This is a genomic window from Companilactobacillus paralimentarius, assembly GCF_963227125.1.
Classification (GTDB): domain Bacteria; phylum Bacillota; class Bacilli; order Lactobacillales; family Lactobacillaceae; genus Companilactobacillus; species Companilactobacillus paralimentarius.
In genome coordinates this window covers 1,304,755-1,328,448 of the sequence record NZ_OY724131.1, presented here as the reverse complement: position 1 = coordinate 1,328,448, position 23,694 = coordinate 1,304,755, and the positions used below count along the sequence as shown (strand labels likewise).

The 23,694-nt window shown below is 35.0% G+C and carries 19 protein-coding genes; 2 read left to right on the top strand and 17 right to left on the bottom strand.

The window, feature by feature from the left end; all coding sequences use genetic code 11:
• Positions 1–4 precede the first annotated feature (4 nt).
• Together ACI6PB_RS06390 and ACI6PB_RS06385 are read right to left on the bottom strand one after the other, a co-directional pair.
• Positions 5–982, bottom strand: a complete 978-nt coding sequence (locus tag ACI6PB_RS06390; RefSeq protein ID WP_404327167.1) for a hypothetical protein — start codon at positions 980–982, stop codon at positions 5–7.
• Positions 983–1,022: 40 nt separating this feature from the next.
• On the bottom strand, positions 1,023–1,784 hold the full coding sequence (locus tag ACI6PB_RS06385; RefSeq protein ID WP_309510943.1) for a hypothetical protein: 762 nt from the start codon (positions 1,782–1,784) through the stop codon (positions 1,023–1,025).
• 189 nt (positions 1,785–1,973) lie between these two features.
• Between ACI6PB_RS06385 and lepB the strand changes: the two genes are divergently transcribed.
• Complete coding sequence (lepB, locus tag ACI6PB_RS06380) at positions 1,974–2,639, top strand: signal peptidase I (RefSeq protein WP_025085057.1); 666 nt, start codon at positions 1,974–1,976, stop codon at positions 2,637–2,639.
• 36 nt (positions 2,640–2,675) lie between these two features.
• Positions 2,676–2,861, top strand: coding sequence for an LBP_cg2779 family protein (locus ACI6PB_RS06375; protein WP_025085058.1), 186 nt, complete (start codon positions 2,676–2,678; stop codon positions 2,859–2,861).
• Positions 2,862–2,925: 64 nt separating this feature from the next.
• Here ACI6PB_RS06375 and ACI6PB_RS06370 read toward each other — a convergent pair whose 3' ends face one another.
• From ACI6PB_RS06370 to ACI6PB_RS06300, 15 genes are all read right to left on the bottom strand, one after another.
• Entirely contained in the window at positions 2,926–4,113 is a 1,188-nt protein-coding gene (locus ACI6PB_RS06370) for a DUF2075 domain-containing protein (RefSeq protein WP_404327954.1), read from the bottom strand.
• Positions 4,114–4,146: 33 nt separating this feature from the next.
• A complete protein-coding gene (locus ACI6PB_RS06365) occupies positions 4,147–4,335 on the bottom strand; it encodes a 2-hydroxymuconate tautomerase (protein WP_025085059.1) in 189 nt (62 codons plus the stop codon).
• 205 nt (positions 4,336–4,540) lie between these two features.
• Complete coding sequence (locus tag ACI6PB_RS06360; protein WP_404327953.1) at positions 4,541–6,043, bottom strand: NlpC/P60 family protein; 1,503 nt, start codon at positions 6,041–6,043, stop codon at positions 4,541–4,543.
• 13 nt (positions 6,044–6,056) lie between these two features.
• On the bottom strand, positions 6,057–7,328 hold the full coding sequence (locus tag ACI6PB_RS06355; RefSeq protein WP_309510947.1) for a C39 family peptidase: 1,272 nt from the start codon (positions 7,326–7,328) through the stop codon (positions 6,057–6,059).
• A gap of 42 nt (positions 7,329–7,370) precedes the next feature.
• A complete protein-coding gene (locus tag ACI6PB_RS06350) occupies positions 7,371–8,291 on the bottom strand; it encodes an IS30-like element ISLsa1 family transposase (protein ID WP_404327580.1) in 921 nt (306 codons plus the stop codon).
• Positions 8,292–8,564: 273 nt separating this feature from the next.
• A complete protein-coding gene (gene rsgA / locus ACI6PB_RS06345) occupies positions 8,565–9,632 on the bottom strand; it encodes a ribosome small subunit-dependent GTPase A (RefSeq protein WP_404327952.1) in 1,068 nt (355 codons plus the stop codon).
• Between the two features lie 349 nt (positions 9,633–9,981).
• Positions 9,982–11,229 carry a peptidase T gene (gene pepT / locus ACI6PB_RS06340; RefSeq protein WP_404327951.1) on the bottom strand — a complete coding sequence of 416 codons (1,248 nt, stop codon included), beginning with the start codon at positions 11,227–11,229 and terminating at the stop codon, positions 9,982–9,984.
• A 13-nt stretch (positions 11,230–11,242) separates the two neighbouring features.
• Positions 11,243–12,040, bottom strand: a complete 798-nt coding sequence (locus ACI6PB_RS06335) for a Nif3-like dinuclear metal center hexameric protein (RefSeq protein WP_404280367.1) — start codon at positions 12,038–12,040, stop codon at positions 11,243–11,245.
• Positions 12,040–12,729 (bottom strand): tRNA (adenine(22)-N(1))-methyltransferase, encoded by a 690-nt coding sequence (locus ACI6PB_RS06330; protein WP_404327950.1) that lies wholly within the window; start codon positions 12,727–12,729, stop codon positions 12,040–12,042. Before ACI6PB_RS06330 ends, ACI6PB_RS06335 begins: the two co-directional genes overlap by 1 nt.
• Before the next feature lie 8 nt (positions 12,730–12,737).
• Positions 12,738–13,934 (bottom strand): cyclopropane-fatty-acyl-phospholipid synthase family protein, encoded by a 1,197-nt coding sequence (locus tag ACI6PB_RS06325; RefSeq protein WP_025085066.1) that lies wholly within the window; start codon positions 13,932–13,934, stop codon positions 12,738–12,740.
• 294 nt (positions 13,935–14,228) lie between these two features.
• On the bottom strand, positions 14,229–16,688 hold the full coding sequence (locus ACI6PB_RS06320) for a mucin-binding protein (protein WP_404327949.1): 2,460 nt from the start codon (positions 16,686–16,688) through the stop codon (positions 14,229–14,231).
• A gap of 92 nt (positions 16,689–16,780) precedes the next feature.
• Positions 16,781–18,211: a lectin-like domain-containing protein gene (locus ACI6PB_RS06315; RefSeq protein WP_404327948.1), complete on the bottom strand. Its 1,431-nt coding sequence runs from the start codon at positions 18,209–18,211 to the stop codon at positions 16,781–16,783.
• 222 nt (positions 18,212–18,433) lie between these two features.
• Entirely contained in the window at positions 18,434–19,549 is a 1,116-nt protein-coding gene (gene rpoD / locus ACI6PB_RS06310) for an RNA polymerase sigma factor RpoD (protein WP_025085754.1), read from the bottom strand.
• 22 nt (positions 19,550–19,571) lie between these two features.
• On the bottom strand, positions 19,572–21,392 hold the full coding sequence (dnaG, locus tag ACI6PB_RS06305) for a DNA primase (RefSeq protein WP_025085755.1): 1,821 nt from the start codon (positions 21,390–21,392) through the stop codon (positions 19,572–19,574).
• Between the two features lie 581 nt (positions 21,393–21,973).
• On the bottom strand, positions 21,974–23,578 hold the full coding sequence (locus ACI6PB_RS06300) for an IS1182 family transposase (RefSeq protein WP_025086411.1): 1,605 nt from the start codon (positions 23,576–23,578) through the stop codon (positions 21,974–21,976).
• Positions 23,579–23,694 lie beyond the last annotated feature (116 nt).

Here is a 23,694-nt window from a genome sequence, read left to right as displayed (position 1 = left end):
TAAACTATTCACTCCGTTTTTTGGTAAAAATTATTTGCGACATTCCTATTAGGATAGTAATTAACACAGAAACTAATATGAACATATTAAATGTATTGTGACTGATAATAGCAATTGTCCAATTAACTGCAGCATAACCAGCAATAAAAGGAACTAATGTATAAATTAAGTAACGAATCATTAAACCATTTTGGTAATTGTTCTTCAAGTCTCCCGTTAAATGTGATCTAGACAGATCATATTTCAGAGGAACTAAGATATAGAAGTCAACAATTACGATCAAAACGAATAGTAAAACAATTCCCACTAGATACATCTCACCATTATTAACCGTTTCGGCATTAGTAAAATCATCTGTCTGGGGTACATACTTATGGGATGACTTAGCATGTAGGACACTCTTAATTTTCGACAAACTCTCTTTATTTGAAAGAGCATTACCATCTAGAACTGTCGTTACCTGATTCAGATGTAATTTCGATTTTGGTTGATTTGGTGATAATGAGATCAATGTTTGACCGTTTAGAATATCCGCACCGTCAAAACCGATATTACCAATAACTGAAATATAGCGATCACCCATTTGAATGTAGGCTTGGCCCTGAGGTTTGTAGGATTCTAATTGGGAAGACTTACCTTGTACCGCAAATGGAATTTGCGAGATGAAATCATCTTGGGAAAAATAACGTCCCGAAGTTATTGGTAATTTATTGATCTTATTATGCCCGTATATATATCCCAAATCACTGTTGCTTTTTTCAAAGAAGATCAGTTGATAAGATGAAACCTTCTTCTTCTTGCTCAATTCTTGAACTGCTGTGACTAAATTTTTTTTAGATTTGGTATGCAAAACAATGGCTTGTTCACTCATACCTAATCGGTTCATTGTATTGTTGTACTTGATTGAATCACTTTTTGAGATAGCAACTCCGGTTAGCAGAACTATCAGAAAAATAACAATACTTGATATTACCTTTTTCATAAATATTCACCTATTATTTTATCTTGTATCTTATTCTACCCTATTTGACTAGATAAAGTTGATCGTGAACTAAATCATAACGTGAATAGAACTGATTGATTCGATCAATTCGAGGATCATCAATTAATTTGGCCGTACTCCAGAATTCCTTGCTATTGGTAGCACCGGATTTTTCACCAATAACTAAAAAGTTTACGTCCATCTCACGAACCTTTCTTAAAACTTTAACATCAATATCTTCACGATCAGGACTCCAAGCCAGAATGACATTATTAACTTTACTACCATACTCGTTTAAAGCCTGCAAAGCATCCATTGATTCAACTCTTGTTAATAGATTTTTGCCAGTTTGATTATGACTAGCCCAACTTAAATTGTCCGTGCAGTATGTTTCTACATTCAAATTACGTAACTCTTTTGATAAATAACCATTACCAGCCATTAATTCCAAAAAGTTCTGTTCTGGAAATTCAGTAATTAATTCTTTAACGAAATCCTGAGTGATCGTTGCCCAATAACCAAACTTATTCTGTAGTTGTGTACGAAATTCACCAAGATCGTGGTCAAATGTTTCTAAATTTTTCAAAAGAGCCTCAAAGTCGGCTTCTTTAATGTCCATGTTTTGACGTAAGCAGTCTGTGATTTCATCTTCGCTCAACTCCAATTGGGGAAAATGATATTTAGGCAATTGTTGCTGCGACAAAGTGTCAAAAACACGTTCTATAAATCTAATTTTGACATTGAATCTCATTCCATTAGGCAATAACGCCACGTCTTGTTTTAATTTATCAATATAATCCATTTTTTCTCCCAACTGATCCGATATTTATAATATACCGCTAATAGTTTACTAGAATCGTTATGCAACATAAAGCTATAATTGTCATGAAAAAGTTAAATAATATTAAAATTTTTAGTTAGAATAATACATTTATTTCCAATAATTACGAAAAAGTGTAATATCTTAGTTAGTACATATAAGAGGTGAAACATGGCAGAAAATAATAGAAGACGTCGGCCTCAAAAGGAAGAAGAGTCAGGTTGGAAGTTCTGGTTACAAACTATTGCTATGACACTTGCAATCTATGCTATTTTCTTTTTAGGGTTTAAGTACATCCTTTCTAATGACAAGGTAACAGGACCATCGATGCAACCGACCTTTGAAAATGGGGATAAAGTAATCGCTGCTAGACATTCAACTATCTCACGTGGTGATGTTATCGTCTTGAAAGCTCCAGACGAAGCCGGTTCATTTTATATCAAACGAGTGATCGGTTTGCCTGGGGACACAGTGGTTTCTAAGAACAACAAAATGTATATTAATGGTAAACTATACAAGGAGGACTTCCTCAAAGCTGGTTCTAAATTAAAGGAACCTGATACTAGTTTATATGCTGGTAAACCTTATAGTTATACCTACGATTTTACTTTAAGTTCTCTAGCTAAGAATTCACCCGAATATAAGACACGTTACAGCAATTCTTATCTAAAAAAAGTTGAGAAGACTAATAAGGTCCCTGCTGGAACTTACTTTGTTATGGGAGATCATCGAACTGTTTCAAAGGACAGTCGTATTATTGGTTTCATTAGTAAAAAGAGTGTCATTGGTGAAGTTAAGTGGCGTTATTGGCCATTTACTAGATGGGCAATCTTTTAGATTTAAGTTTTAAACAAACTTATTGGAGGTAGTTTCATGGATAAACCAAATATTGCTGAAATGATAATTCAGTATGAAAAAGATAAAGATATGAATGATACACAATTTGCATTCGAAAGTCATCTTTCAGTTGAACGTGTTCATAACTTGAAGTCAGGCGACTACGAAGCAACTAAAGACGAAAAAAAGACTATTTTGGAATATATTAAACTACATCAATAATGCAATATTTGTAGTTTACCCTTAAAAAGCCGACAATCATTTGACTGCCGGCTTTTTATATATTCTATTTTTTCAATTGATCAAATATTCTTGAATCATGAAAATAAACAAAACATCCCTTTACACCACGTTTTAACAGAACATTCATCGAATTCAAAATAATCCTTTTCTTAACGTCATTCAAATTAACAATATCGTTATCATGTCGTTTCTTGAAGGCTTCCTGATCCTCATACTTATCGATATCTATCTTGATACGATTATTTTTATCATAGGCGATTGACGGTCCAATAATCACCGCCACATAATTTAAATCGAATCCTTGAACAGTATAAATCGAACCAATTTCATTAATTGTTTCTGGCTTTTGAGCCCAAGTGGTATTGGAATAATTATACTGATCCCATGGCAAATGAAATTCACCTTCATTAACGTAATGTTTCTTACCATCCAAAGTCGATGGATAATCAGCGGTTGCCACAATTCGTGACTCTCCTACTTCTTTATTCTTTGTCTTTAAAGCTTGATACATCTTTTCGGCATCGTGATAAACTCGAAAATCATAAGTACTATTCATTGATAGGTAGTCCGTATTTTCTTGCTCTAAAGGTGTGATTTGTAAATTATCGGTTAAATCATTGATCCACTGTAAAACTTTTTGCGGTGCCTGCATACGCATTTGTGTTGTTAAGGTTGCACTCTCAAAGTTGACTTGATTCGGAATGATTTGTTTTAAAAAGTTATCTGACCAATAACTTTTTAATTTCAAAACTTGATGAGCATCAAAAACTAAGATTACAACTTTACTCAATTTGATAATCTCTGATAATTGATTCTTTTGCGTGAAATTATTGTAGTTATCACTCTCACTTAATAGTAAATGAGCTTCATCAATTACTACTACGTCGGCCTGTTGCTGATTCTTATGCATCCGATTGATGAAAGTTGTCGGCCTAAGAAAACGATTTTTGCGTAGCTGATCAAATTCACCAGCATTTTCTTGATAAACCTTTAATAGCTCGGGATGATTAACTAGAAAGTAATTATCCGTCTTGTTCTGTTTCGCTAATGTTTCAATATTTAAGAATAGTTGCGTTAAAATAACACTCTTACCCGTTCCAGCATCCCCATTTAGTTGAAAAATAGACTTCTGAGGACTTTTCAATCCTTGATTAGTGAATGATAGTATTTGATCGAAAATCGCTTGTTGCTGCTTTGTAAGGTCCTTATTCGGAAAAACTGATTCTAACATTTTACCTCCAAATTAAAAAAAGCCTTTCGGCTTTTAGTTTTCGTCACTCTTTAAAATTCCACCAACAGCGTAGTGTTCTTTAGCCATTTCATTCAAAACGACATGAACATGTTCTGCAGGAGCACCAGTATTTTTAACAATGGCGTCAGTAACATCTTTAACCATACCCTTTAATTGCTCAGGACTACGGCCTTCAATAAGATCAATGTGCACTAGAGGCATAATAATTTCTCCTTTATTTTGTACATGGAATTGGCCATGCTCTTTTACTATAGATAACTATACATAGTTATCTCAATATTTTTACTTTAACAAATTTTGGCGAAATAACAAGGTTTTGCAATTTCTTTACATTAAAAGATATAAACCATTTCATAAAAAAGAGCTGTGCTCTTAGTATCGCACAACTCATATATACTATTTTTAATTATGCAAATAATCTCTTAACACCAGCGATATTTCCACGATTACCGTAAATTGAATGTACTTGAACGGCATATGGCCATGATTCAATCATTGTGTCACGGTTCAATAAAATACCAACGTGCCAGATAATTCCTGTTGATGGGTCAGTGAAGAAAATCAAATCTCCTCTTTGACGGTCATTAAAGTTAATATGTGGAATTCTTGAATCTGACCAGTAATCACGACTGTTCCATTCATGACCTGGTTGTGCATGTTGAATGTTTGAAATTGGTGCTGAATCAATACCTGACGCATAAAGTACTTGTGTAACTAATCCTGAACAATCAACACCATAAGCAGGCATACTTCCGGCACCAGAAATCCATGTCTTACCAAGATACTTGTTTGCTTGGTTGATCATGGCTTCAATGTGTTGTGAACGCGTACTTGTAATATTTGTTTGAAGTGGTGCTACGTAAGAATCGATACCATACCAATCAGCTTCTGAATAGCCCATAGCTTTCCATGTTGCTAAATTAACGACACCCGTTACAGATAGACCTTTTCTTGATTGGAGTGATCTAACACTTGAAGCAACTGATCCATCATAAATTGTATGTGCATTTGAGTAACCAAAGTATCTTCTGACTAACCAAACTTTGACACCTTCAACGCCGTTATATAAGTCATAACCAACAGAACCACCACTAGGTTTGATTTGACTATTTTGAATTTGTAACCAACCACTTGGATTTTGATATGCGGCTCCTACAGCTGAATCATCACTGTTCAACCAAATATCATTACCAATTTGGTAGTAAGTTCTACCGTTAGCATTATCTGTACGATTGTATTTCCAAACTGAGTTAGCAGCATAATTGGCTTGACCGTTCTTGTAAAATCCTGCTTCGTTACGAGAATAACTTGCAGCTCCCCATGATTTAACACGAACTACACCACTCTTTTGATGTCCATATGTCAAAATAACGTTGTCGGCATTAGCATATTCGTTTGTAGCAACACGGTAGAAAGTTTGACCATTGTAGACTAACTTTTGATCTGTCAACCAGGCAGTATTTCCACCTAGTACGCGGTTAGAAATAGCAGTACCATCTTGAGTGTAAAGTTGTGTGAATCCTTTTGTGTCAACGATTCCCTTTAATTGTGTGATATTACTTGCTGTGGAATTAGCTTGTGTTGTTGCTTGAGTTGATGCATCTTGAGCAGTTTGTTGAGTATCAATATTTTGAGTTTGAGCATCATCATCATCGTTAGTTGTTTGTTCAGTTTGAGTAACTCGTTGATTATTTTGATCTGCTTGAACTTGAGTATCATCAGATACTTGTTCTTGGTTTTGAGTTTGATCTGTTGTTTGTGATTGTGAAACAGCTTGTGATTTAGCAACTTGTTCAGTTGTTTGAGCATCGTTATCTGTTATTGTGTCAGCTTTAACACTTTGTTGTGATAAAGTAACTGCAGCCAAGGCTACACCACAAACAAAAGCAAATTGAAACTTTTTATTCATTTTTTCTTTCCCCTTAATAACTTATTGCACGTCTTTTTTGCGTGTTCCAATTATTGATAAATTGATTAATCCCCATTTGGAGAGTTTGATTAGTCCAGCAATCGTTGTAATAGACATAATTCTTGTCATAGCCTGTCACAACTAAAGCATGATATGGAAATCCATATAGTGTATTCCATGTCACAATCGGATGACCGATATTAATTTGATACTTGATAGCATTGAAATTTTGACCAGTCAAATTCTTGGCTGTACCTGCATACTTTTCGACCAAATTCATCAAAGCTGGTGGAAAAATTGTAATTCCAGTTCCATCCCAAGGTTGACCAATATAACCATAATTAGGATCACTACTACGAGGCATTTCCCTAGCCATTTGCATCTTGTTAACTTTGGCTCCGGCATATTGCAACATCATTGTTACAGCAGTAATTTCACAACCATTTGGTAATTCAGGTCTTTGAGCAATCAAAGGAACTCCTGAAATCCATTTAGCATCTTGATACTGACCTTGACTAAGGACAACATAATCTTGTGGCACCCAAGTATTGCTTCCAACTTGATACCAATCCTTACCACCGATTTGAGCACGACTATTAACTTTCCAACTACTACCGGTTGGCAAATTATTTCCCAAGTAAACTGCTTTATCACCAAAGCCTTGGAAATCATGAACACTGGCACCACTCTTATAGACAACTGTGGCAACACCGTCATATGGTTGAGCATAGTCACGGTAAGTTCCCATTGTTGAATCTACATATTCAGTAGTGGCAACTCGGTAATAAACTTTGTCCTTATAAGTACGACGATAATCGGCACGCCATGCAGTATTTGGACCTAAGTAACGGTTCGTAATTGGCCGATCATTATTATCATGCAAATTTACGACACTATTACCAATGGTAAATACACCATTTACAGCTTCATCATGATAAGTCGATTGGGCTTCTTGAACGGCCTGAGTTGACTGATTATCTTGAGTAGTAGCTGGAGACTGAACATCATTCGAATTATCCGATGTTGTTACAGAAGTGTTATCTCCATTTTGATTAACTGTATTATCTTGAACAGCTTCTTCATTTGAACTCTCAGGAATTTGAATCCAAACCGAATTCTTATTGCTCTCAGAAACATTATCTGTTGTGTTTATCTGAGTACTTGCTTGTGTTGTTATTGCTTGTTGTTGACTACTGGTGTCTTCATCAGCCTTAACGACCGTGGTTGAAAAAAGGCAGCTAGAAGCAAACAAGGTCGCATATAACAATTGTTTTTTTATCAACATATTCTCCCCTAAAAATAAGTTTTATAAAGGCAAATTACAAGTTTAATCCGAACAAGCCCGGAATCTTTCAATGGCAGTCTGTTGATGATGTATTTTTAATGGTCGTTGATTAATTAGTTCAAGTGCTGCTAGGATCTCATCAGTCGTTACTTGGCTAAAATTGGTCTTTTTCGGGAAGAACCAGCGTAACCGTCTATTAAAATATTCATTGGAACCTCGCTCCCATGGTGAATATGGATGGCAAAAATAAACTTTGATCTGATAATCCTGTTCTAAGGCCTGATAATTGGCAAACTCTTTACCATGATCAACAGTAATGGATTTTACTTGGGGACCGAAGGCCCCCATAAACTTGCCAAAGGCGGTGTTTAGAGCCTTAGCCGTTCTATTAGGGGCTTTGATGGCCCATAGAAGTCGGGTCTTACGTTCTACGAATGTAACCAGACATGATCGTGACTCACCTCGACTAGAAAGCACCGTATCTACTTCCCAATGACCAAAAGCTAACCGTTGATTAACAGTTGTTGGCCGTTGTTCGATGGAAGTCCCACTTGTAAATTTCCCACGATTTTCGCTCACTCGGTGCTGGCGGACATTCCGATTGGGTAGATCAGTCAATTTGAAGGGGAGCCAGCCACGATTAAGCCAATTATAAATTGACGCAGTGCTCAAGTTATAAGCGGCCGCAATGGTTTCTGGTGACCAGGTTAATCGTAAGTGATTGGTAATTAAAGTCGCTAATGCTGCCGTCAGCATCGAACGACGACCGCAATTCCGCCTTTTGCGATCTGCATCTTGCTGAGCTAATTCTGGATCATAAGGTTTAACCCGGTCCAACTCATAGCTAATCGTAGCTTTGGTGACGCCTAAGGCGTCAGCCATTACTTGGTAAGATTTATTCCCCTCATTGACCAGTTGTGCTAGTGCGCCACGTTGAAAACGTGATAAAGTAGATGTACCCAAAGTAATCACTCCCTATATTGGTTGGAATTAGCTACTACCATTGTAAGTGATTGCTTTGGGCTTTTTAATTTCTGTTCGGATTAATTATAGAATTTGCCGGATTTTTTAATTCTATTTTTGCGTAAAGTTTTTATTAATGCATCTTTTGGTTGATGGTATGATAATTTTTTTATTTTATTATTATGTTTTCGTAAAACATATTATTTTACAAGTGTGCTGTTATTCTTCACAAAAAAATGGAACATCAAAATTGATGTCCCATTTTTCGAAATTTTAACGACGTTTAATTCGTTGCATATGTTGACGCGATTTTTTCATGGCCTTTTTACTGCCAAATGCCTGATTAATCTTTTCATTTTCTAATTGGCGTGAATTCATTTTGCTATAGGACATTTCACGTTGCAATTTAAGGTAGCTCTTCAATCTGTCAGCATCCAAACGTCCGTCTTTTACCGCTTCTTTTACCGCACAACCAGGTTCATTTTGATGACTACAATCACGAAAACGACATTTTTTTGCCAATTGCGTGATATCTTCAAAGGTTTTAGAGAGATTACCGACAAATAATTGTAATTCTCTCATACCCGGAGTATCAATAACGATACCTCCATTTGGTAATAGTATTAATTGTCGTGATGTTGTTGTATGTCGACCCTTATCGTCACCTTTTCTAACCTTTTTAGTCTCTAATTCAGCATCTCCTAAAAGCCAATTGATCAAAGATGATTTACCCACTCCTGACGAGCCAATGAAAGCAACTGTTTTTTGAGGCTTAATATAAGCTGATAGTTCATCTAATCCTGTTTTCATTTCAAATGAACAAACAACTGTATCAACACCCATACAAACGTCTTCTAGTTCTTGTAATTTGGCAGTAATATCATTACATAAATCCGATTTAGTCAATACTACTACTGGAGTAGCTCCACTATCCCAAGCCATTGTTAAATAACGTTCAACTCTACGGGGATTGAAATTGGTATTCAACGACATACAAATAAAAATTGTATCGATATTACTGGCAATAACCTGACCACTACTATCATTACCTGAAGCCTCGCGGGCTAAAATACTTTTACGTGGCCAAAGTTTTCGAATAATTCCTGTTGCGTTAGCTTCTACTGAAATTAATACCCAATCGCCAACAGCAGGATATTCAGTTGTATTAACAATTTGATGATTCATTTTACCCGAAATTTTAGCCTGCAAAAAACCTCGGTCAGTTACAATTTGATATAAGTCTCGATGCTGGCTAGTTACACGAGCCCAAATTAATTTTCCAAGATTATTCTCTGATGATTTGATTTCATCTGTAAAACCATATTTTTCAATAATATTCAATTTTTTATTCCCTTCACAAGTGACGGTACTCTAAAACTTGCGAAAAAAAGGGTGCAGTTTACCCACTGCACCACAAAAAGAGAAAAAGTATCTTTCGTCCATTCGCAAGGCATTAGGGTACACAAAATAAGATAGGTTCAAGACCTATTTTTTCCATGTTCTAATGAAAATCCTATTAAATGAACAGCATACGCGGTTCCTCCATTATTTATTACCGTTAAGATAGCATTATTGTCCATCATAGTCAATTCAAATCAATTTAAGGTTACATAACAAAATTATTATGAAGTATTTACCACAAAAAAGGCTCTAGCAAAGGATTCTTCCTTCAGCTAGAGTCAAATTTAATTTATTTTTTATTCTCACTGTTTAATTTGATAATTTCAAGAACAACATCAACTGCTTTTTCCATTGACTCTTCAGCCACATATTCAAAACGTCCATGCATATTCTCGCCACCAGCAAACAAATTAGGTGTTGGTAAACCTTTAAAGGAAATAGTTGAACCATCAGTACCACCACGAACAGGGGCTTCATCAGGTTCAATGTCTAAATTCTTCATTGCTTTTTCAGCAATCTTAACAACATCCATATGGTTCTTGATAACATCGATCATATTGTAATATTGATCACCCATGTCGATCTTAACAGTTCCTTCACCATACTTGTCGTTCAATTGCTTAACAATTTCAGTAACTTTATTTTTACGAGCTTCCAAACCATCACGTTCAAAATCACGAATGATATAAGACATATCAGTATGATCAACAGTTCCGTTTTCTTCTAGTAAGTGGAAGAAACCTTGACGTCCATCAGTTTGTTCTGGTACTTCACTAGCAGGCAAAGCGTCTTCAAACTCACGAGCAACAGTCAATGAATTGATCATAATGCCCTTAGCTTCTGAAGGATGAACATCTTTACCAGTAATATGTACTTTCAAACCTGCAGCACTGAAAGTTTCGTATTCCAATTGACCAACAGGGCCACCATCAACTGTATATGCAAAATCAGCACCAAAGTCAGGAACATCAAAATTCTTAGCACCAGTTCCGATTTCCTCATCAGGTCCCAAGCCAATCTTAATCTTACCGTGTTTGATTTCCGGATGGGCAATCAAATATTCCATAGTTGTAATAATTTCTGCAACACCTGATTTATCATCAGATCCTAGAAGTGTATCGCCACTTGTTGTAATCAATGTTTGTCCAGCATACTTCGTCAATGAAGGAAATACTTTTGGATCTAATGTGTATTCACCAGCATCATCAAGTTTAATAACGCTCTTGCCATCGTAATTTTCAACGATTTTAGGTTTGATATCTTCTGAATTAAAGTCAGCTGTATCAATGTGAGAAATCAATCCCAAGACTGGGACATCATAATCAAGATTAGATGGTAGTTCGGCGGTTAAATATGAATCAACCTTACGAATTTTTACATCTTTCAGACCAATTTCTTCCAATTCTGTGGCCAATTTCTTCAAGAAAACAGTTTGTCTTTCAGTTGAAGGAATTGTTGTCGAATTTTCATCTGAACGAGTATTTTGTTTAACGTATCCTAAGAAACGAGGAATTAATTTTTCATATTTTATTGCCATTACTACACTCTCCCTATAAGAAATTATATGGTTCTGTATCTACTTCTGATTGTACTATATCTAGGTCCCATTTATTAGATTTTTTCCAATCTTCTAACAAACTTGCCATTTCTTTAATAAAGATTGCTTCAATATGGTGTCCTGGATCGATAACATTGAGCCCATTAGCCATCATATCATGTGCAGTATGATAATAAACATCCCCAGTAATGAAGGTGTCAGCACCAGCTTTAATAACTTCCGGATAAAACTTTCCGGCATCGCCACCAATTATGGCAACTTTTTTAACTTTTTGACCTAGATCTGATTTAACATAACGAAGATTAGGAACATGATAGGCATCACGGACCATTTTAGCAAAATCAACTAGTTCCATCGGTTCTTTCAATTCACCCATACGTCCCAAAGAATAATCGTCATCTTCATTTAAATAACTAATATTATTCAGACCTAACTCTTCCATTAACCAGTCATTCATTCCACCATGAGCTTTATCAAGATTAGTATGAACAGCATGTACGGCAATGTTATGTGATAACAAATCGCGGTACATTTGGTTTTGTGGTGAGGTTAAATCCAAATTGCGAGCCGGATGAAACATAATTGGATGATGAGCTAAGATGAAGTCAACATTCTTATCAATAGCCTCTTTAACAACTTGTGGACGAACATCTAGTGTCGTCATAAGACGATGAACAGTTTGTTTACGATTGCCGATTTGGAAACCAGTTGGATCACCATCTTCTTTAATTGACAATGGAGCAAATTCTTCAATTCGATTAATAATATCTTGAACTTGAATTTCTACCATTATAATATCTCCTCAATATATTTAATATCTTGGTTCATTAAATCAATTTTGGCTTGATCAATCTTTTTTGCATGGGACATATTCTCAACGGCCTTTTGATAACTATTAAGTTTATGTTGCCATTTGGCAATAAAGGTTGGCGTCTTCTTGGTCATTAGTACGGGACCCATTAAAAATTGGGCTGAATTCAGCGGCTTAGCTTGTTCAACTTTGTTAGCTTTAATAATTTCATAAACATGATGTTCTTCTTCAACAATATCTTCATCAACAATTTCAAAATTATTTTCGACTAACCAATGACGTACCAGCGGTTCACCAATATTAGGTTGTAAAATTAGCGTCCTAACATTGGACAACTGATCTGTGGTTGCTCGTGTGAGAATATTTTGAATCAAAATACCACCCATTCCAGCAATTACAACTGTATCAATTTGATCTTCTGGTTTAATAACAGCTAGGCCATCACCCAAACGAACATCAATTTGTTTGCTCAATCCAAACTTATCAACGTCTTCTTTGGAACGTGACATAGGACCAGGTGCAACTTCACCAGCAATCGCAAATTGACAAACTTTTTCCTCTATCAATTCTACTGGTAAATACGCATGATCTGATCCAATATCAGCCACTCTTGTATCTTTATCAACCATTTGGTAAACGGCTTGTAATCTCTTTGAAAGTAAAGTCACTTTAACCTCTATTCTGCAGTCTTTTTATCTAAGTCTGTCATGTATTCACGTGTCATTGGCATTGCTGTACCACTAGGTCCATTTGTCAAAAGAAATTGAATAACATCAATATTGCCACTTTCAAAGGAAGCAGCACATGCTTGTAGATACAAGTCCCACATACGAACGAATCTTTCACCGTACATTTTATCAACTTGATCTACAACTTTATTAAAGTTATGATCCCAAATTTCAACAGTCTTTTGATAATGACGACGAAGCGGTTCTAAGTCATCAATTTGAAGTCCTGCATCTAAAATATGACCAACGTTTTCTTTAACATCGGGAATATAACCACCTGGGAAAATATACTTAACTAACCAGGCATCAACACCAACACCATAATGTTGACCAGTAATACCATGAATTAGAGCATTACCATTTGGTTTCAAAACACTCTTAACTGTTTCAAAGTAACCAGGTAGATTATCTTTACCAACATGTTCGAACATACCAACAGAAACAACATGATCGAATTTTTCATTAACCTCACGATAATCTTCAAGCATAACTTCCATTTGGTCACTCAAATTCTCGTCTTGAATCTTTTGATTTACATAATTGTATTGCTCTTGACTTAATGTAACACCTTTTGCTTTCAAACCATACTTTTTAGCTGCAGTGAACATCATTGTTCCCCAACCACAACCAATATCAAGAATTGTTTCGCCGGGTTTAGTATTTAACTTATTCAAAATATGACGCACTTTGTTCATTTGAGCTTGTTCCAAAGTATCCTCTGGAGTTCTGAAATAAGCACATGAATAGGTCATAGTCTTATCAAGCCACAATTTGTAGAAATCATTACCAATATCGTAATGTTCTTGAATTTCTTTCTTATTACCCTCCTCTGAGTGATTAAACTTAGGAATGTATTTTTTCAATTTTAAACTGGACATAAAACTGTCAGATTGAGTGTAAGCAGAAGTAATCAGTTTCTGGATTGAACCTTCAATTTCAATTTTCTTATCCATATATGCTTCACCTAAAGTTAGGGTAGCATGTTTTACAACTTCAGAAATAGGAACTTTGTCATTAAACTTAATAGTTATATCAGACTTTCCCTCTGGTCCATAATTCTTTTCTTTCCCGTCCCAAAAAACAACCCTAATAGGAATAGTAAATGAACGTGAAAATATTTCGTCATAAATCTTTTTATCTAACATAACATCCTCCAAAAAAGTAGATATATTAATTGTAAATCAAATTGTGAAAAAATATAAACTAAAACTACTGATTTTCAGAAACATATTAAGAAAAATGTCTCAAATACGGCAATTCTGTACCTATTTCAGTTTTTAAATGGCCCTTACCTCAATTAAATTAGATTCTATTTCAATAAAAAAATGTCCATACTGACCTATATTGGAATCTTTCCAATCATTGATCAATATGAACACTTATTATTAATTTGAATTTGAATACTATTTTTTTAAATTAACCTTTGACTACTAACACATTTAAATACGTTTTTTTAAAATAGCTGGAACGAAGAATAATAGTGCGGCCCCCAAATATGATAGCCAAGAATTCTTCTTATTTCCTGTTTGTGGAAGACTTCCTACTTCTTTCTTTACAACATTGTTTAATACATTGGTAGTACCATTTCCGCTATTTTCGTCAGGATTTAGCGAAACAAGTGTATTTTCAGAGTTGCTTGTTTCATTCGAATCGCCATGATCCTCAGAATCGATTGATTCCTCTGGGTTGACTGATTCTCCCGGATTGCTTGGTTCTTCAGGGTTACTTGGCTCCTCTGGATTACCCGGTTCCTCGGGGTTAATTGGTTCTTCTGGATTGCTTGGCTCTTCGGGATTACCCGGTTCTTCTGGATTGCCTGGTTCTTCCTTATCCTTTGCATAATAAACAGTGTATTCATGATCAGCATCGGTCTTTTCAGGGTCAGTAACTTTATCCTCAACACTATCCAAGTTATCAGGATCAACTTCATTCTTATCAACTAAAACAACGTGATAACCAGCAATCTCTGGATTTGGTACTTCTGAAAATTGTGGTACACCACTATTAATCAAGGCTCTTGAAAGTTTTGATCCAACGTAGTACCAACTATCAGTGTCAGTCACTGGGCCATCAGCATTATTATGGTAAAGTTGTGCAGATCTATCATTTGCACTTCCATTAACAAAGATGATTGATGGGGAGATATAATCTGCATGCAAAGTATCATTTGTTCCAATTTCTACATAATGAATTGTTTCTCTAACTGTATGTGCTCCATAACTGATTCCCGAAGGTGTTGGCACATAAGCATAGATGATTGTTCCATTATCACCTATCTTATTTAAAGTTCCTTTACTTGATAAACTAACTTCACGATTATTTTTTGCATAAATAGTTGCTGGTAGATTGAGTCCAGCTAAACTTATTTCAGGTTTAGAACCATTTAATCCAATATAGGTATAATTTGGAATATTTTCCTTTGTAGATGAATATTCATTGCCTTGACTAGCTCCGTTAGGATAAGTCAAAGTAGTATCATCAACTATATCTTCACCCGTAAAGTAATCAATATGTCTTACTCTAACCATGGCGTCGGTATCTTTTACATAATAAACCGTATAGTCCTGATCTTTGCCGCCAAATTCAGTCAACTTAGCTTCAACTTTTTCCAAATCAGCTTGGCCTTGAACTCTATAAATCTTGTAACCATCAATTTCAGGATTCTTGACCTCATTAAAGATACCAGTATTACTAATGTTCCAATTTTTAGGATCTTTCAAACTTCCGTTATTGCCATTGTGATAAAAAGTAACTGTTTTATCACCTTTAGTTGCTTGAACAAAAGTAATCTTATTTGCTACATGATCAGTGGCGACTGGTTCATTAGTATCATAATCAACATAATGGATTGTTTCGTTGACAGTACTTGTCTTGATACTATCCAAAGTTGGTAGATAAACATAAATAACAGTTCCATTATCACCCTTAGTTAGGGTTCCTGCAGCAGGAATACTTATTTTCTCGTTTTTAACATTGATAGGAAGTGTCATCGTTTGTCCATTCAAGTTCACGGTTACACTAGATCCATTTAATCCAATATATTTATAACCTGGAATATCCATTGAATTTGATGTGTAATTTTCGCCTGAATGAGCACCATTTGGATACGTTAAAGTATTATCCGATACAATATCCTTACCTGTAAAGTAATCAATATGTCTAACATTGACTAAAGCATCAACATCCCTTGCATAATAAACTGTATATTCCTGATCGGTACCTTGATAATTTGTTGATTTCATTTCAACTTTATCCAAATCAGAATTAGCATCATTTTTGACAACATGATAACCTGCAATTTCTGGATTCCTAACTTCCTTGAAATTAGCATTTTGATTGTCTGCATTATGCCAAGCATTAGGATCATCCATTGATAAGCCATCATTTTCATTATGGTACATCACTACTGATTTACCATTTCGAGTTACTTGAACAAATATAATTGGATCAGCCTGATAATCACTGGCTAATGGTAGATTTGTTCCTTCTTCTACATAATGAATTGTCTCATTAACGGGAGATTTGATAATTTGAAAATCTGTTGGAACATATACATAAGTTACAGTCCCGTTGTGGCCCTTTATTAAATCACCACTAGCAGGCAAACTAGACTCTACACCCTTAACATTAATAGGAATTTTTGTTCCTTTAACGTCTATAGTTTGACCATTCAAAGCCACATATTTATATCCATTAACATTCATTGGGTTAGTAGTATAAGTGCTACCAACAATTGCTCCATTTGAATAAGTCAGAGTATTATCAGTTGCAATATCTTTTCCAGTGAAATAATCAATATGACGAACTTGAACTGAAGCATCGTTATCCTTTACATAATAAACAGTAATTTCTTTATCCTTATCGCCAAAGAAAGTTTCTTTGGATTCAACTGCTGTCAAGTCAGTTTGTGAAACACCATTTTCTTCAACACTTTGAATTTTATAACCATCAATTGCTGGGTTTACAACTTCTTCAAACGAGCCGTTATTACTTACACTCCAAGTAGTTTGGTCTGTACTAGATCCATTACTTTAATAGGAAGGGAAACACTTTGTCCTTGAGCAGTTATTGTTGCTGTTGTTCCATTTAATCCCACATAATAATACCCAGGAATATCTTTAACAGCTGTTTGATAGGTCCCTCCAACGGAGGCGCCATTAGGGTAGCTGACTGTGTCTTCAACCAAATCCTTACCTGTAAAGTAATCGATATGTCTAACATTTACTGATGCAGCCTTAGTGAACTCCAAACTGTCCAGTCTAAATTGATGCTTATTTTTATTGCCACCAGTTGATGAAGTAACACTCAAGGCTAATGAATCACCATAAGATGTGGGCACTGCGCTATTCCATACTAAGGTACCTTTACTATTATCAGCATAACTAATTTTTATTTCCCGATTGTCGGCTGTATACGCAATTGTAAAGTCATGAAATTTGTTGTCCAAATCACTAGCACTTAAAGCCTTAACTGATTTGGCATCAGTTTCAGCCCACCATCTTTGAGCCGGTTTTTTATTTTTGGCAATGATATTTTGATTAGATGTTGTCACGAAAGCGCCAAATTGAGTCGAATTGGTCGGATCGGCAGCCCAACCAAAATCATTTGAATTATTGTAATCTATCTCTGCATTATTTTGGGAACTATTAGGTGCCTGATAGTTATTATGATAAGTATCAAGTTTGAATCCAAGAGCATTTTGCAAACCGCCAATACCCATATTGCCACCGGCATTACCGAGATCACCAGTATTTCCGTTATGGAAAGCAAAGCCCATTCCATCGGCTCCACCTTTACTCTGCGTTTTATTTCCTAGATTGACTCCACCTTTAAGAGTAAAGTCTTGGCTCAAATCAATTTTTTCATTCAGTGTGAAATTACCAATTTTATTATTTTGGTCAGGTGTTAATGTGACAACCCCTGATTTTTGATCATAGGTAGCAGTCCCATTAGTTGTGAAATAATCATTGAAATTATCCTTATTTACATTCGTAACTTGATTGTTGCCATCAGCTTTAGTTACTGGTGTTGCTTGTGGTTTGGAAACTGAAGCATCTGATACATTATTATCATTTTCCTGTTCTGATGCATCAGCATTTTGTGTCGTACTATTTGCTGATGTAGCTGCTTTTAACTGTGTTTCCTCAAGTATTTGTTTTTCTGTAGTATTTGTATCAGAATTTAGTGCAGTTGTTGCAGGTTTATCTGAAATTACTGTAGATGTTGCTTTAGTCGCAACGCTACTTGTAGTACTATTCGTAGCACTATTTTGTAATTGAGAGACCTCTGTAGAATCATTATCAACGTCAGAAGCTTTAACGATCTGAGTATTAATAACTAACCCAGCCCCAACGGTTAAAGCTGTTACACAAGTCAATAGTGAATTCTTAAGTAGTCGGTCTCGTACATAGATTTTTTTCATAATTTCCCCCAATATTACTTCATCTAAAACCGACTTGAGTATAACAATGGTTAATAAATTTGTGAATAACATTTTCACAAATATTATTATTTAATTTTAATAAATTATTCATTTATATTTTTACTTTAATAACATCAAATTATGTAATAAATTAACGTCTTTTTTGGATTTTACAAAAAAAAACTCAGCATCCTATACAGGAATACTGAGTGTTTATTTTATTTATTCAAGGAAATCCTTCAATTGTTTTGATCTAGAAGGATGACGTAATTTTCTCAAAGCTTTGGCTTCAATTTGACGAATTCTCTCACGAGTAACACCAAATACTTTACCAACTTCTTCAAGAGTTCTTGTACGACCATCGTCCAAACCGAAACGTAAACGTAAGACGTTTTCTTCACGATCTGTCAAAGTATCTAGAACATTCTCTAGTTGTTCCTTCAATAGTTCGTAAGAAGCGTGATCTTCAGGACTTGTAGCATCAGAATCTTCAATAAAGTCACCTAGATGTGAGTCATCCTCTTCACCAATAGGTGTTTCCAAGGAAACTGGTTCTTGAGCAATCTTCAAAATATCACGAACCTTACCAGTAGGCATATCCATTTCGGCACCAATTTCTTCAGGAAGTGGTTCACGACCTAAGTCTTGAAGCAATTGACGTTGAATTCTGATCAACTTATTAATAGTTTCGACCATATGAACTGGGATACGAATAGTTCTGGCTTGATCGGCAATGGCACGCGTAATAGCCTGTCTGATCCACCATGTTGCATAAGTGGAGAATTTGAATCCTAATCTGTAATCAAATTTTTCAACAGCCTTCATTAGACCCATGTTACCTTCTTGAATCAAATCCAAGAATTGCATTCCACGTCCAACATATCTCTTAGCAATAGAAACAACCAAACGAAGGTTAGCTTCAGCTAAAGCTTGTTTAGCCTCTTCATCACCCTTTTCGATCTTCAAAGCAAGATCAACTTCTTGTTGAGCGTTAAGTAAAGGAACACGACCAATTTCCTTCAAATACATACGTACAGGATCATTAACTTTAATATCTGTTGGGGCAGTAGTAGTCTCTTTCTTACTCTTCTTTTCTTCACTCTTTTCTTTAAGAAGTGCAAGCTTACTTGGATTACCCTTGTCATCAACAACACCGATACCAACATCTTCCAATTCACTGATGAAGTTATTTAGAGCTTCACCCTTCAACTTGTAAGGTTTGATAATCTTTTCTTGTAGGTCATCTTCAGTGATCTTACCAGTTTTCTTAAGATCCTTGATGAGCTTCTTTGTAGCAGTTTTTAACTCTTTTGATACTGTTGTTTTCTTTGTTGCCATATATTATATTCCTCCAGTATGCTTAATTGCTAAGAATTCTTCTAACCTCAATCAATTGCTTAGTTAAATCTAACTGCAATTTATTGTCACCGACCATCGCCGCCTTTTTTAGTTGTTCATTAATTTCTTTGATCTGCTCTTCCAGACTGGAATTTTTGATATTGCTGATATAATCTTCAATTTCTTGATCATTATATTCTTCTGGCATATTCATCATTTCCAAATCGGCTAGCAAATTCTTATCATCATTATCCAAGACATTCATAAAATCAGAAATATTAATTTCCTCTTCCACATTGTCTGAATCGACATAAGATAATAAACTATCAAAAATACGTTGATAACTCTGATGAACAAATTTGAATCCATCACCCTTAAGATTAATACGAACTTCGGGATAATTAATTGCCCAATATAATAGGTAACGTTCTGATTTCTCCAAACGATTATACTTGGGCTTAACACTTGAAGTTACTTTCTCTAAAGCTCTCTGTTGAACATCTTTATAATTGTTGGCTGGTTCTTTAATTGCCTGTTGTCGACGTAAAGCATCCAATTCCTTGTTAATAGCCTCTTTGGAAACACCCATTTCGTCAGCAACCCGACCAACATACATATCGATTTCAACCGGTGATTGCAACTTAACTATCTCATGCAAAGATTGGTTTAAAAACTCTAACTGATCATGTTCGTTATTCAAATTATAGTTGCGTTTGAAGTAATTCAGAATAAACGAAATTGGTGTCTGCACACCATTATTAGTTAAATTCTGAAACTTCTCATTACCCTCACTACGGATAAATTCATCAGGATCCTTCTTATCGGGAATACTGATAACACCATAAGTGAAACGATTATCATTCATTTGAGTCAAAGCTCGATAAGTAGCTTCAACTCCTGGATCATCGCCATCGTAACAAACATTAATTTGATTAGTTAAACGACTTAAAGTATATAACTGATCATCTGTCAAACTAGTACCCATTGAAGCCACACCATTGGTAACACCAGCTTTATAGGCACTAATGACATCCATGAATCCTTCAAACAAAATTACGTTGCCTTTTTCACGAATCTCCTTTTTAGCATTATTCAGATTAAATAATGTTTTCCCTTTATTGAAGATTGGCGTCTCCGGACTATTCAGATACTTAGCTGTCGAAGCAGTTTTATCCAAAATCCGACCGGAAAAAGCAATAATATTGCCTGATTCATCAGTAATTGGAATCATTACCCGATCACGAAATCGATCAAATAATTGTCCCTCTTGATTCTCGGCAAACAATCCCGATTTTCTCAAGACGTCTTCACTGACATCCCGTCCCTTAAAGAATTGCAATAAGAGATCGTTATTATTTGGAGCATAACCGATATTAAAGGTCTTGATTAAATCTTCACCTAAATCACGGTTATTCAAATACTTCAAAGCTTGTGTACCGTTTTCCGTTTTTAGTAAAATGTGGCTGTACAACTTAGCTGCATCAGCATACATCTTAAGCAAAACATGACTATCAGAGTTCTGATATGGTGTACTTGCTTGGTATTGGTCGGGTACAGAAATATTCCCCATTTGAGCAACTTCAATTATAGCTTCTGGGAAAGTCTTATTCTCAATTTCCATAATGAATTTAAAAACATTTCCACCACGACCACAACTGAAACAATGAAAAATTTGTTTGTCCTCCGCTACAGAGAATGAAGGAGTTCTTTCTTCATGAAACGGGCAAAGTCCAAACAAATTTTTACCGGATTTTTTCAGCTGTACATACTTACTAATCACATCAACAATATTAGTCTTTGCAGTAACCTCATCGATGAATTCCTGAGGAATTCGTGTTGCCATAGCATACACCTCCTCACAGAATATTTATAAGACAGGCACACAATTTAACACATCTATTTCAAGAAAACAAACATGTTGAACTGCTCACTAACGATCTAGAAATAAAAAAGTGCTCCCACAAAAAAGTGCAAACTGGGACCACTAGTCGCTTGTCAACTATTTATTATACACGGTTTAGTACAAAAGTCACGTAATTAGACTATTTTAATATGAAAATTGTTTTTGTAAACCAGATTACAAGCAAATTCAAAATTACTTCGTTATTTCTTCTTTTGGTGAATAAAAATGCACTAATGTAATCATTCGCAAAACAATAAATTTCTAATCCCAAAGATCCAGGATTATAAACTTTACGGTTAATTATATTATTAATGCTTGAAATTTTACCTACTGAAAAACCACTTTTCATAATTTTTTTGAGTCATCAAATGTTGTTTCATGATGGCATCTTTCTATATCCATTTGCAACAACCAACCATTATTCAAACAACAAAAGAAAGCAAATTTTTTAATAAATAAAATTTCATACATATATTAATTAATTCCAAAAAAAGAGGCTGTGACAAAACAGTCTCTTTATCTTAAAAGTTCGATGCGAATTTGAAAAAATTCCACATCGAACTTTTTTGTTCTCTAAAAATACAAATAAAAAATGACATTGATACCAGTTTCCTGATATTCAATGCCATTACTACGATCATCATTTCTTTTTTAACTTTATTCAATCCTTTAACATGGAATCTTTTGAAACCTAAACAAGCCTTCATATTTCCGAAGACTGGTTCCACGTCATTTTTTCTACGTGCATAAATATCAGCATATTGGGGAATCGAAAGTTTACTTCTCATGCTAGCTTTAAAATATTCCAATGAAGGATTGATGTATATTCTTTTACGATTCCCACCAGGCGTGAACGCCTGAGGAATCCTATTGTGATCATCATCAAATATCTCGGAAATATATTCTTTAAAGTAACGTTTAAATCCATATTTATCAGTTCTTATTCGATATGCATTAAAACTGAAACGGACACCTTGAGGATTTATATAATAATCATCGTCTTCGTAGTAATTCCAATTCATTACCTTCTTTTCATCTGTTTTCCATTTCTTTGAATTCTCTTTGAGCATAGTAGAGTACGGAATAACGTATTTCTTATAGTTATCATCTAAAAATTGATAGTTACTTTCAGAACCATATCCCGCATCGGCGACGATCACGTCGCCAAGCGTATGGTTCTCTTCAAGCTGTTTTATAAATGGTATCAATGTTCTTGTATCAGTTGGATTTTGAAACATTCCAACACCTGTAATGAATTGATTACTAGTGGCTATCTGAACATTGTATGCAGGTTTTAATTGACCATTCAGCATGGGATCTTCCTTGACTCTCATAAATGTTGCGTCTTCATCACTTTTAGCATAACTATTTCTTTTATCGAATTTCTTCATCTGTTTTTCGTGTTCAGATTTTTTATCAATACGGTTATCAAGTTTTCGGGAATATGATTTTAATTTTCGGCGTTCTTGTTTATCAGGATTAGGAGATTTTTTAGGATTAGCTTCTATTCTGGCGTTTAAATCTTCAAGATGTAATTCAAGTTTTATTTGTACTTCCTCTAGAGCATCGTCAGAAAGATCCGAAGGATTTTCGACGATACCTAATCGTACCTCGTTTATTTCGGACAATAAGTTTTGAATTTGAGATTTATTCATATCATCGAATCTGATGGTATTCTTTTTCCAAACGAACGAAAATTTATTGGCATCTGCCAATATTTTCGTACCATCAATAAAGGACACTTCATCAATCAGACCATTTTGTTTTAAAACACTAGTTAAATTCGTCAAGCTATCATCAAGTAAAGTTTCAATCTCATCTGAAATTCTAAATCTACATATGGTTCTATATGAGGGAACTTGATATTGTGTAAGCCATCTAGCAACGATATTTTCTTCAGCAAATTCTTCAATCTTTCTGCTAGTCATTACACTGCGAGAGTACGCAAAAAGTATCAATTTTAGCATTGCACGTAAGTCATATTCTCGCGGCCTCCCGCTAGAATAGACTTTTTCAATATTAAGCGATTCGACAAGATCGTTGATAAATCTAGCTGGATGATTTTCTTTTGGTTTGTAATCTAAAGGAATACTTAATGTCATTTGGTCTATGTTATAATTATTCATGGTTTTTGATCTCCTTTTGGAGTGATAAATTTTGGGAAGATGCGTGCGAGGTATCTTCTCTTTTTTTATATAATGATACAGAAAAAGCTGATGAATGAAATAAGAATCTCATTCAT